We start from the raw sequence: 12,067 nt of genomic DNA, 5'->3' as shown, positions 1-12,067 counted from the left end.
GGAGGTAATAAAATGGGCATGTGGATAGGAAGAAATCGAAAAGCAAGAGTCTGTTATGGATTTGACGAGATTTCGTTAGTCCCAGGTGAGATCACTATTAATCCTGAGGAAGTCGATACCAGCTTTGAAATTACCCATCCTTCAGGCAAAACAATCAAATTAAAAATCCCAATTTTAGCAAGTGCTATGGATGGAGTGACAGACCCTCGGTTTTGTATTGAGATGAGTCGATTGGGTGGGATTGGAGTCATCAATCTTGAAGGGATTCAAACCCGCTATGAAAACCCTCAAGAAGTCATTAATGAGATCATAAAATGCGACCAGAATAAGGTAACCGAACTCCTTCAAAAAATTTATTCTGCTCCAGTCAAAGAAAAACTCATCGTTGCAAGAATTGAAGAGCTTAAAAAGGGTAATGCTATTGCGGCGGTTTCATCTATTCCTCAAACTGCCGAAACCTATGGATACATTGCCCAAGAAGCTGGAGCCGATCTCTATATTGTTCAATCTACCGTAAGCACGGTCAGGCATATTTCAACTCGATATAAAACCCTGGATTTAAAGCAATTTTGCAAAAATATGCGTATTCCTGTACTTGTAGGCAACGCCGTGACTTATAATGTAGTCCTCGAATTGATGGACTGCGGAGTCAGTGGTGTATTAATAGGTGTTGGCCCAGGAGCTGCATGTACCTCAAGGGGAGTGCTTGGTATTGGTGTGCCACAAGTCACCGCCACAGTCGATGCGGCTGCCGCTAGAGATACCTATTATAAAAAAACGGGCCGCTATGTTCCAATCATTACCGATGGCGGTATGCGAAGAGGCGGAGATCTTTGCAAAGCCATTGCTTGCGGATCCGATGCTGTCATGATTGGTTCTGCTTTTGCCAGAGCTGAAGAGGCTCCTGGCAAAGGATGTCATTGGGGAATGGCCACTCCCCATGCGAATCTGCCACGAGGCACATTGATTCGAATGGGAATATCTGGACCGCTTTCCCAAATCCTTTATGGTCCAGCTACTGTGGATGATGGTTCTCAAAATCTGGTTGGAGCCCTCGCGACATCCATGGGAAATGTGGGGGCTGCAACTATAAAACAATTTCAAGAAGCCGAAATTATCATTGCTCCGAGTATTCAGTCCGAAGGAAAGCTTTTTCAAATGATTCAATCGGTGGGCATGGGGAGATAATGATGCCTTTTGTTGTAGGAATAAAAAAAGAGAGACGAAGGATCTCCAGGGCAACGCCAAGGAATAGGAAAAATAGCATCCTGAAAAGAAGCACACAGCTTTTCTTATTCTGCTATGAATAAAGAAAAGGAAGCAGGATAGTCTGTTGAGTCATGAAAAACCCCAAACTTTTGCCTGAAAAGGGATCCATAGCTATCATCGATTTTGGGTCCCAATATACACAGCTTATTGCGCGTCGAATTAGGGATCTTGGCGTCTTCTCAACTATTCTTTCTTGGGAAAGTTCTTTTCAAGAGTTATGTGAACTTTCTCCCGCAGGCATTATCCTTTCGGGTGGCCCCTCAAGCATTCTTGAAGAAGCAGCTCCTACTTTTGATAATCGTATCTTCGAACTTGGGGTTCCAATCCTTGGCATCTGTTATGGCTATCAATGGATTGCCTCTCATTTTGGAGGAAAGGTTGAAAAAGGGGAGCAAGGTGAATACGGCCCTACTTCTCTTTCGATTATTAATCCAACAAGGCTTTTTGAAGGACTTCCCTCTCATTTGACCGTTTGGAATAGCCATGGTGACAGAGTCAGTGTATTACCTGAAGATTTTGAAGTAGTTGCTTTTACGGCCGATGAACCGCATGCAGCAATCTGCAATCTTAAAAAGAACATCTATTGTCTTCAATTCCATCCGGAAGTCACTCATACTGAGCATGGAGAAAAAATATTAGCTAATTTTCTCTTTGAAATCTGTCATGCCACGGCTAACTGGAATCTTGGTTCTTTTATTGAAGAAAGTATTGAGGAGATTAAACGGAAAGTGGGCAAAGAAAGAGTCATTTTAGGCATCAGTGGTGGCGTAGATTCTTCGGTAACCGCAGCCCTTATTCATAAAGCCATTGGGGAAAGACTCTATCCCATTTTTGTGGATACAGGACTTTTACGAAAAAACGAAGCCCAAATAATTTCAGAGCTCATGCGTCGAAACCTTGGAATCAACATCCATTGTTTTGATGCTTCGAAGGAATTTTTGACTAAATTAAGAAATGTTGCCGATCCAGAAAGAAAAAGGAAGATCATTGGCAATCTGTTTATTCGAGTTTTTGAACGAGCTGCCCAAAGTGTTGGAGAAGCCAAATTTCTTGCACAGGGAACCTTATATACAGATATCATCGAAAGCGCGCATTCTGGTCGAAAAGGGGCCTGCCTAATAAAAAGCCATCATAACGTCGGAGGATTACCCAAAAGAGTTCCTTTCAAGCTCATAGAACCCCTACGATTTCTTTTCAAGGATGAAGTCAGAAAGGTTGGCACCCTACTTGGTTTATCTCACGAACTGCTCTATCGGCATCCTTTTCCAGGGCCAGGACTAGCGGTTCGTTGTCTAGCTCCAATTCGAGAAGAAAATCTACGGATTCTAAGAGATGCCGATGCGATTGTCATCGAAGAAATAAAAAAGGCTGGCTATTATGAGAAAGTATGGCAGGCCTTTGCAGTGCTTTTGCCTGTCCGCTCTGTAGGAGTCATGGGAGATAGACGAACCTATGGCTTTACTATCGCACTGAGAGTGGTAGAAAGCATTGACGGCATGACTGCCGATTGGGCCAAGTTGCCTCCAGAACTTTTATCCAGGCTAGCTAATAAAATTATAAATGAAGTTGAAGGAGTTAATCGGGTCGTTTACGATATTTCTTCAAAACCGCCTGCAACCATAGAATGGGAATGATTGATTTTAAAATTCTACGTTTTTCCGATCCAGATTGGAATCAAAAGAAAAAAGCTCTCTCTCGTACTTATCTTTCTTCGAAAGAAATTGAAGAAAAAGTAAAGACGGTTCTGGAAGAAGTTCTGCAAAGAGGGGATAAAGCAGTTAGTCAGTATACTGAGCAGTTTGACAAACAGTCTATAGATCCACAATCTTTTAGAATCACAAAGAAGCCCTCTCCCCCTCCAAAACCCGTTATAGATGCCCTACGCTGGGCAAAGAAAAACATAACTTTGTTTGCAAAGGCTTCTAAAATCAAAAATTGGTCTATAAGAAACATGGAAGGGGCTCGAGTCGGAGAAATTTACAGTCCTTTCCAAAGAATAGGTGTCTACGTGCCAGGAGGAACTGCCCCACTTGTTTCAACGGCGTTGATGACTGTATGCATTGCTAAAACTGCCGGGGTTAAAGAAATTGTCGTTGTTTCCCCTCCCCCAATCAATCCGATTCTTCATTACGCTATTGAATATTCTGGGGCAACCGAACTCTATCAGATTGGAGGCATCCAAGCCATAGGTGCTTTAGCTTTTGGCACCGAAAGCATTAGAAAAGTCGAAAAGATATTCGGACCTGGAAATGCCTATGTTGTTGAAGCAAAAAGACAGGTAGTAGGACCCGTAGCCATCGATTTATTACCTGGTCCAAGCGAAATTGCCGTGCTGGCTTCTAAAGGTTCTAATCCTGAGTTTATTGCTGCTGATCTCCTTGCTCAAGCCGAACATGGCCCTTCCAGTAAAATTTTATTCGTTACTCCCGATGATACATTATTGCAATCAGTTATGGAAGCGATAAACCAACAGCTTATTTCCTTGCAAAGAAAACATATTCTAATGGAAGTACTCGCTCATCATGCCTACTTTGTTCAAGTTGCTTCTCTGGATGAAGGAATTGAGCTCATAGAAGAATTCGCTCCTGAACATCTGAGCTTGCAGATCCCTTCTCCTAAAAAATTTCTTTCTAGATTAAAAAATTGCGGAGCAATCTATCTTGGACCGTATTCTGCAGTTGCTGCAGGAGATTTTCTATCTGGGCCAAGCCACACACTTCCCACCGGAGGTGGGGCAAAATCCTTCAGTGGTCTTACCTTATCACAGTTCTACAAAAGAACTAGCGTTGTCGAATATTCGAAAAAGGCTCTGTTAAAAGTGTCCCCCTTTTTAGAATCTTTCGCCAACATTGAATCTCTTGATGCCCATGGAGCATCGATTAAAATAAGAAGAGGGGAAAAATAACCTTTTTTTTGCATCTTCCCTTTTTTTCTTGAACATTTTCTTTGCATCCTTCAAAGAAATCCTTCTTGATGTTGTTGCGAATTGCCTCAATCTTTATTATTTTACTAAGAAGTGAAAATAAATTCTTTAATCTCTTCTCCCAGTGAGTGGCTGCATTCTGGAGAGGGCAACAACAAGATTGTTGTTTCAAGCAGGGTTCGCATTGCAAGAAATCTCAATCGGTTTCCATTCCCTGGATGGGCAAGGAAGAACGAACGGATAAGAATATTATCGATTACGCTTCCTGAAGTCTCCTCTCTAGGGGAAATGAAGCCTTTAGCGATTGTAGATTCCATGGACCGGTTTTCTCCATTGGAAAAGCAGGTGCTCGTAGAGGAACATCTTATCAGTAGAGAACACGCAGCCAAAAATGTTGGGAGTGGGTTGGCTATCAATTCCACCCGTTCGGTTTCTATAATGATCAATGAAGAAGATCATTTACGGATACAGACATTCAAATCTGGCTTGCAACTAAAAGCGGCATGGAAACTTGCTGAAAAAATAGATGATGAACTGGATGAGAAACTTGAATTTGCCTTTTCTACAAAATTAGGCTATTTAACTGCCTGTCCTACAAATGTGGGAACTGGTTTAAGGGTCTCGGCCATGATGCACCTTCCGGCCCTCGTTTTGAGCGAACAGATCAGCCAAATAGTAAAAGCGGTTAATAGAATTGGATTAGCCGTTCGCGGGTTATTTGGAGAAGGAACGGAAGCATTGGGCAACTTATTCCAGATTTCCAATCAGATGACCCTTGGGGAGAGTGAAGAGGAAATTTTAGAGAGGTTGCATAAAGTAATTACCCAGATAATTCAACATGAAGAAAATGCTCGGCAAAAACTTTTACAAGAAAAGCCTAAATTTATATTGGATCAAGTAAGCAGAGCATTTGGAATTTTACAAAATTCGTATATAATTACTTCTAAGGAAACATTGAATTTGTTATCAGTCGTTCGTTTGGGGATTGATTTAGGGATGTTTCCAGAAAATTATAGAATGATTATTGATGAGTGTTTGATAAAAATTCAGCCAGCTCATTTACAAATGGCTTATGAGAGGAAACTTTCTTCGGAGGAAAGAGACCAGTTACGAGCTGATTTCTTAAGGGAAAAGTTTAAAAATTTTCCTTCTCCCGATACAAGACATTTGCAGTTTCCTTATCATCATTAAAGTAGGAGGCTATCTCAAAATGACAAACTTTACGCCTAGAGCACAACAAGTATTGGCACTTGCTAGACAGGAAGCCGAAAGGTTTGGGCACAACCATGTGGGCACTGAGCATCTTTTGCTTGGTTTAATTAAACTGGCCCAAGGAGTAGCCATTAATGTCCTCCAAAAACTTGGAGTAGATCTGGAAACTGTACGAATCGAAATAGAGAAAAAAATAGGTTCTGTCCCTTCCGAAGGCAAACCGACAACGCCTATTCCTTACACACCTCGGGTGAAGAAAGTTTTGGCTTTAGCCAGCAAAGAAGCAAAAGCCCTGAACCATAGCTATGTAGGAACGGAGCATATTCTTTTAGGACTGCTTCGAGAAGGTGAGGGAGTGGCTGCCACTATCCTTAAAAATCTCGATATCGATCTGGAAAGAGTGCGCAATGAGATTTTAAAGGAATTAGATCCTAATTTCTCTGCCAGTGGAGAAGAAGAAAATCCTGAACCAGCTTTTGCTGGGACTACCGAAACAACCTCAAAAAAGGAAGTGAAAACACCCGCTTTGAAAGCTTTTGGTAGGGATTTAACAGAACTGGCGCGTCGTGGAGAACTTGATCCAGTGATTGGAAGAAAAAACGAGATCGAACGAGTGATGCAGATCCTTTGCAGAAGGACAAAAAACAATCCCGTGCTTATTGGTGAAGCGGGGGTGGGGAAAACGGCCATTGTCGAAGGATTAGCCCAGGAAATCGCCAATGAAAATGTTCCCGATTTGTTGAGAGATAAAAGGGTGATCACTTTGGATTTAGCCCTAATGGTCGCCGGAACAAAATACAGAGGACAATTTGAGGAAAGGATTAAGGCGGTGATGGAGGAGATCCGTAAGGCCAAAAACATTATCCTTTTTATTGACGAATTGCATACGATTGTGGGGGCTGGTTCTGCAGAAGGAGCGATGGATGCTTCCAATATTATTAAACCGGCGTTGTCACGTGGGGAATTACAATGCATAGGTGCGACTACTCTTTCAGAATATCGCAAATACATAGAGAAAGACGCGGCTTTGGAAAGAAGATTTCAAACCGTTCTTGTGGAAGCCCCAAGCGTTGAAGAAACGATTCAGATTTTGCACGGACTCAAACCAAAGTACGAAGCACATCATAAAGCCAAGTTTACCGACCAGGCTATTGATACTGCCGTCCGTCTTTCGGATAGATATCTTACGGGAAGATTCTTACCTGATAAAGCCATCGACATCATGGACGAAGCTGGGGCTAGGGCTAGAATTGCCGCAACAATGAGGCCACCAGAATTAAAAGAACTTGAAAACGAGCTGCTTGCTATTAGAGCCAAGAAAGATGAGTGCATTAAGGCTCAAAATTTCGAAAAGGCTGCAGCATTGAGAGACAAAGAGAGAGAGCTTAAAGAAAAGCTCGAACAACGGATTGCTGAATGGAAGAAACGGCGAGACGAAAAGGAGACAACCATCACTGAAGACGATATGATGCAAATTGTCTCGAAGTGGACAGGGATTCCTATTACTCGGATCACTCAGAATGATCAGGATAAGTTTCTCAATGTTGGCGAAGAATTGAGAAAGAGGGTGATTGGTCAGGATGAGGCCATAGAGGCCTTGAGTAGAGCCTTGCAGCGCTCAAGGGCTGATCTTAAAGATCCCAAAAGACCCATTGGGTCCTTTATATTCCTTGGACCAACGGGTGTAGGCAAAACGATGCTGGCAAAAACATTAGCCGAATATGTTTTTGGCAGTGCTGACGCCCTCATACAGATTGATATGAGTGAGTACATGGAAAAGTTCAATGTCTCTCGACTCATCGGTTCTCCGCCTGGATATGTTGGGTATGAGGAAGGAGGACAGTTAACCGAAAAAATTCGGCGTAGGCCCTATTCGGTTGTTCTTTTTGACGAGATAGAGAAAGCCCATCCGGATGTTTGGAATATTCTCTTGCAAATTCTCGAGGATGGAATCGTTACCGATAGCCTTGGTAGAAAGATTGACTTTAGAAATACCATCATCATCATGACATCCAATGTCGGTGCTGAGATGGGTTTGAAACCAGGCGTGCTTGGCTTCCGAACAAAGCAGGATGAGATTTCCTATGAGCAAATGAAGGAAAGAATGCTGGAAACTGTTAAAAAGACTTTTAAACCGGAGTTTTTAAACAGGGTTGATGATCTTATTGTCTTCAGATCGCTTAGCAGAGAAGACATGATCAAAATCGTTCATTTGGAAGTTAATAAAGTGGCGGAAAGACTAAAGAGTCGCAAATTGAGCATTCTTCTCACAGATGCAGCCATCGATTTCTTGATTGAAAAGGGATATGAACCAGCCTATGGTGCTAGACCCTTGAGAAGAGCAGTTGAGAAATATGTGGAAAATGCTATCGCTGAAGAATTGCTCAAAGGTAAATTAGCCGAAGCTACAGTCGTTGAGATTGATGCACGGGAAGGAATGCTCATCTTTACTCCGAAACCTTCCCAAAATGAATCTTCGACTCAATCTCAAGTTGAATCAGCTGTCTAAAGGTCTGAAAAAAGGGGCTTGAACAGTTTCAATTTAAGCTGCACTTTCTTGCGCAAAGATATGTATTTGAGCATGTCTCGCAAGATGGTCAGCATTGGACCTATCCGGACTGTGGAACCACACACACGACCGAGACGTGAATGCGGCCAAAAATCTCCTGGCCTGTGGATTGGCTGCGGCTCTACGGCGAGGTACGTCCGGATGGAAAGCCTGTGGAGAGGAAGGCTCTGGCTTGGACCGCAAGGCCTGAGTGAAACCAGCCTCGGTGAAGCAGGAAATCAGCTTCGAACCTGTGTTAGTAGAAATGAGTAAGTCTGAGGGAACGGCGATTCCTTTTTGGCCCTTTTCAATTCATCGTGATTGCTTTCTATCTCTAAAAGTAGGATTTTTCCGGCAGTCATCGTAACATTCAGTTTTGAGGCAGGCTATACTCCCATCTTCCTGCATTGGATTCGATCACAATACTGTTGATTCTTTCTTTGCAACCGATAAGTGAGACTTGCAAAACGTCATCATAATCCATTTTTTTGGGTAAAACTTTTATCTTTTTACATGGATTAGCAGGATCATAGGTCGGCTGACAGTAATACTCCGCTTCCACTGAATTATTCACAATAATTTTATTTACCAATAGTTCCTTATGTTCTTTACTTATAACTTTAAGAATTGGAGGTAAAAGGGATACGGCTTTTTTCCGTTCTCTTAACACCAATGGGAGATCTTCATTAGGAACATCTTTATCCGGATAGAAGTCTAAGTAATGATAAATGGAGAGAATGAAATTTGGTTTATTCTCCCACAACCTGGAACATCCAATACTAAAAATCAATACCAAAAAAATGACGCTTATTTGTCTAACTCTTTTTTTTAGCCAAAAGCCCCGCATCGCAAGCAAGTTTCTCTCAGTTCCTAGAACTGAGGGAATTCAATGAATCAAGAATCGCATAAAGCAGTTGAAGCCTTGGAAGCTCAAGGCCTTTCTCTCTTGCTTTTTTTAAAGGCCTGCCCCAAATTGCTTCTACCTCAAGAGGTTTATGCTCTAAAAAATCGAACAAGCTTGAAGGTTTATAATGTCCCATCTTTTTGGTTCTAAGAAGCTGCATTTCAATAAAATCATTAGTGATGGAAAAACCGAATGCTTTAGCCGCCTTAATAATTTCTTGCATCAATTCCCTAGCAGCTAAAGCAAGTTCGGGCTTCTCCAGAATCACAGCTACATCAACCCCTCCAGCAGCAACGGATAATCCATTAAAAGGAATATTCCATACCAATTTTTTCCATCTTGCTTCTTCTAATGAGTTGACTATTTCTGTTTCAATCCCTGCTGTCCTAAGCATCGTTGCGAAATCCTTTAATTCTTTTCCAGGCAACGCATTATACTGTCCAAGTTCTACTTTCCCAAAACCAAAATTTGTGACTTTGCCTGGACCCGTTCGATTAATACACACAAATAATATTCCTCCAATAATGATTCGAGGTCCAAAATTCTCATAAAGCCACTTTTCATTATCTATGCCATTTTGGAAACAAACCAAGACTGTTTCAGAAGAAAGAAGTGGGGGAAGCAATTCAAAAAGAATATCATTTGCAGAAGTTTTTAAAGAAATAATCACCCACTTACAAGGGCCAATCTGATTGGTATTAGTATAAACTTTAACCGGATAAAGCTGAAAGGTCTTTTCTTTTCCCCATTCAATAATAAGTCCTCTTTCCTTAACTATCTCATAGTCCTTTCGCATCAAGAAATTGACATCATACCCAGCTTTCGCAAGAAGCCCACCATAGAACGAACCAATGGCTCCAGCACCTATGAGAGCAATCTTTCCTTTATCGAGATGCTCCAGAGATGATTCAAACGACATAGTATTTATAAAAATAGCAAAAGGGTTGAAAGGAACCAGACTAAATTTATTCTCCTTCGTCACTTTATCATGCCCATGGCCCTCAGAGCCAAATTCTTTAGATTGTTCGCTCTATTAAGATCATGATCGTGGGCTTGCTCCATAGCATGGATTCCTCCACTCTTGCCGATGTTCAGCTAGTTGTCTAAGTTTCTCGCCTCAAGAGGAGTAAGTATTGCTTGTGAAAAGACAAGCAATAGAGCACGACAATTCGCCTTGTGGAATTTCAAGCACATCCTGCAAAGAAAATCTTAAAGGGCTAATCCAATTCAATAAATGCCATCTGGAATATCTTTTTCTACTTATATACAGGAGGCTGTCAGTCCTTGATCACATTCAAGCGCCCAACACCGTACCGCTTCCTATGACTTCACAAGGTTCCTATGAGCCTACAGCCTCATATTGGTTTTTCTTGCCCTCAGGTGTAGCTGTCTATTTCTCTCTGCCGCCCTACCAAACAAGACTGTGAATGCTTAACAAAATGCTTTAAGCAAACATTCCACCAGGATTTTCCATGACTTCTACCGAATCCACTTTCCCATTCTCATTACTCCCCTTTTTGACGTCCATCAATCTTTCCTGCTGGATTAAAGAAATGGCCTTTTGTAAGTTTTGACCATTAATCCAGATATCATGACTTATCGTCCGGAGAAAAAATCGATTGCCTTCGGTATCGGTATGAGCAAAAAGGATTCTTGAATAAGGGAAAACCCAATTTCTTCCTGGAGATTCTATGGTAAAGAAGGCAACAGGTCTCTCCGAAGCAACGACCCCACCCTGAGCCTCTATCGAAGTGGCACTTGCTACTTTTCTATTTTCTTGTCGGTCATCATTCATGAGCTAGCTTTCCCTTTTGTAATAACTTTTTCTCTTTTATCTTATCAGGCTTTGGTTTAGAAAGATCCTCTACAACCACTACTTTATCCCCTTCTTCAAGAATTTCAGGGGGATTTAATATAATTTTCTGATCTTTGGAAAGTCCAGAAGGAATCTCAATGAATTGTCCCAAATCTTTCCCCAGTTCTACCTTATTATAATGGACAGTCTGATGTTCATCAACACTAAGCACATAATTGCCATCGGCCCTTACGACTATTGTATTGACAGGCACTAGATAGGTTTCCTGTGTCCTTGGAAGATGGAAAGTCACATCTACATACATATTGACAATAATCTCTCCATTGGGATTACCGACATCGACTTCTGTCAACAGTGTACGAGAAAGAGGGTCAACCGCTTTCGATGTTCTTACAACTAGCCCTTTGAAGATTTTTCCAGGCAATTCCGAAGCAGTGACATCAGCCCAAGCCCCAAGCTGGATCTGAGGAGCATAATTCTGAGGAACAGCCACATACACCCTCATGACATCCGTCACGGATATCCGATAGAGTTCCCTTACTCCTTTATCACTGCCCAGAGACACTAACGTGCCAATATCTATATTTCGAGCAGTAACGACCCCACTAAATGGAGCATAAATCTTTTCAAAATTTTGAAGTTCTTTCCAATATTCATGTTGTCCTCGAGAAGCGTTGACTCGAGCAAGAGCAGCATCATAAGCAGCCTGCCTTTCATCGAGCTGCTGTTGGGAAACCGCACGGGTTTTTATTAGTTCTTTCCATCTATCCAAAGAAATCCTGGCAATTTCCAAATTCGCCTCAGCTGATTTCAATACCCCTTCCATCTCCAACACTTGACGATCAATATCCGGGGCATCAATTACAGCCATCAGTTGGCCTTCCTTCACTTCGTCCCCTATATCTACCCACCAATTTTTAATATACCCATTGACTCTTGCCCATATGGGTGTTTCAAAATAGCCTCTTGCTGTCCCAGGAAGCCTTAAATCCGTGATTGGTGGAGCAAGCTTTGGGCTAATAACAGAAACAGGGATTTCATTGGCTATAGCCACATATTTTTTCAGTATTCCTTGATTATGCAGCCTTGGGATGAGTCCTATAATAAAAAGAGCAAGAAGAATTGCTCCCAAAGAAAGAGCTATAAAAGCGGGTCCACTTTTGATTTTCTTTAAAATGGGTTCAAGTCGTTCCCGTTTTTTAACAGGAGGCGGTTCAGGAATGGTGGGAGAGAGATTGTCCTGTTCTTTATTTTGAATAGGTCCCTCTTCTTGGCTTTTCCCGCTTCCTTTACGCTTTTTATCAACGATCCGGGCTAATTTTTCTAATATGCCACGTTTGGTGTCTTTTATTTTCGAACCCACATCGAACTCCTTACTACTCATAAAATCTACTC

9 protein-coding genes are annotated in these 12,067 nt (G+C 41.8%); 5 read left to right on the top strand and 4 right to left on the bottom strand.

Annotation, left to right across the window (positions count from 1 at the left end; all coding sequences use genetic code 11):
• Positions 1-12 precede the first annotated feature (12 nt).
• The 5 genes from A7Q09_RS07650 (at position 13) to A7Q09_RS07630 (ending at position 7,913) form a co-directional block, all read left to right on the top strand.
• Positions 13-1,188, top strand: coding sequence for a GuaB3 family IMP dehydrogenase-related protein (locus tag A7Q09_RS07650; RefSeq protein ID WP_134390863.1), 1,176 nt, complete (start codon positions 13-15; stop codon positions 1,186-1,188).
• A 152-nt stretch (positions 1,189-1,340) separates the two neighbouring features.
• On the top strand, positions 1,341-2,903 hold the full coding sequence (gene guaA / locus A7Q09_RS07645) for a glutamine-hydrolyzing GMP synthase (protein WP_134390861.1): 1,563 nt from the start codon (positions 1,341-1,343) through the stop codon (positions 2,901-2,903).
• A complete protein-coding gene (gene hisD, locus A7Q09_RS07640) occupies positions 2,900-4,174 on the top strand; it encodes a histidinol dehydrogenase (RefSeq protein WP_244228605.1) in 1,275 nt (424 codons plus the stop codon). The genes guaA and hisD overlap by 4 nt, the downstream gene beginning before the upstream one ends.
• A 111-nt stretch (positions 4,175-4,285) precedes the next feature.
• Positions 4,286-5,383: a protein arginine kinase gene (locus A7Q09_RS07635; protein WP_134390858.1), complete on the top strand. Its 1,098-nt coding sequence runs from the start codon at positions 4,286-4,288 to the stop codon at positions 5,381-5,383.
• A gap of 19 nt (positions 5,384-5,402) precedes the next feature.
• Complete coding sequence (locus A7Q09_RS07630; protein WP_134390856.1) at positions 5,403-7,913, top strand: ATP-dependent Clp protease ATP-binding subunit; 2,511 nt, start codon at positions 5,403-5,405, stop codon at positions 7,911-7,913.
• A 409-nt stretch (positions 7,914-8,322) separates the two neighbouring features.
• Here the strand turns inward: A7Q09_RS07630 and A7Q09_RS07625 are convergent, their stop codons facing one another.
• From A7Q09_RS07625 to A7Q09_RS07610, 4 genes are all read right to left on the bottom strand, one after another.
• Positions 8,323-8,715: a hypothetical protein gene (locus A7Q09_RS07625; RefSeq protein ID WP_244228604.1), complete on the bottom strand. Its 393-nt coding sequence runs from the start codon at positions 8,713-8,715 to the stop codon at positions 8,323-8,325.
• 100 nt (positions 8,716-8,815) lie between these two features.
• Positions 8,816-9,775: a 2-dehydropantoate 2-reductase gene (locus tag A7Q09_RS07620; RefSeq protein ID WP_134390852.1), complete on the bottom strand. Its 960-nt coding sequence runs from the start codon at positions 9,773-9,775 to the stop codon at positions 8,816-8,818.
• Positions 9,776-10,300: 525 nt separating this feature from the next.
• Complete coding sequence (locus tag A7Q09_RS07615) at positions 10,301-10,651, bottom strand: hypothetical protein (RefSeq protein WP_134390850.1); 351 nt, start codon at positions 10,649-10,651, stop codon at positions 10,301-10,303.
• Complete coding sequence (locus tag A7Q09_RS07610; protein ID WP_134390848.1) at positions 10,644-12,056, bottom strand: efflux RND transporter periplasmic adaptor subunit; 1,413 nt, start codon at positions 12,054-12,056, stop codon at positions 10,644-10,646. Before A7Q09_RS07610 ends, A7Q09_RS07615 begins: the two co-directional genes overlap by 8 nt.
• Positions 12,057-12,067: the final 11 nt, after the last annotated feature.

Origin of the sequence: Methylacidiphilum sp. Yel (assembly GCF_004421185.1) — a bacterium.
Lineage (GTDB): Bacteria > Verrucomicrobiota > Verrucomicrobiia > Methylacidiphilales > Methylacidiphilaceae > Methylacidiphilum.
Note: the sequence above shows the minus strand (reverse complement) of the source record. Positions and strands in the feature narration are given on the sequence as shown.

Excerpts from the sequence above, each read along its gene's own strand:
- A7Q09_RS07610 (WP_134390848.1), bottom strand. The coding sequence starts at position 12,056 with ATGAGTAGTAAGGAGTTCGATGTGGGTTCGAAAATAAAAGACACCAAA.
- A7Q09_RS07630 (WP_134390856.1), top strand. The coding sequence starts at position 5,403 with ATGACAAACTTTACGCCTAGAGCACAACAAGTATTGGCACTTGCTAGA.
- hisD (WP_244228605.1), top strand. The coding sequence starts at position 2,900 with ATGATTGATTTTAAAATTCTACGTTTTTCCGATCCAGATTGGAATCAA.
- guaA (WP_134390861.1), top strand. The coding sequence starts at position 1,341 with ATGAAAAACCCCAAACTTTTGCCTGAAAAGGGATCCATAGCTATCATC.
- A7Q09_RS07650 (WP_134390863.1), top strand. The coding sequence starts at position 13 with ATGGGCATGTGGATAGGAAGAAATCGAAAAGCAAGAGTCTGTTATGGA.
- A7Q09_RS07615 (WP_134390850.1), bottom strand. The coding sequence starts at position 10,651 with ATGAATGATGACCGACAAGAAAATAGAAAAGTAGCAAGTGCCACTTCG.
- A7Q09_RS07620 (WP_134390852.1), bottom strand. The coding sequence starts at position 9,775 with ATGTCGTTTGAATCATCTCTGGAGCATCTCGATAAAGGAAAGATTGCT.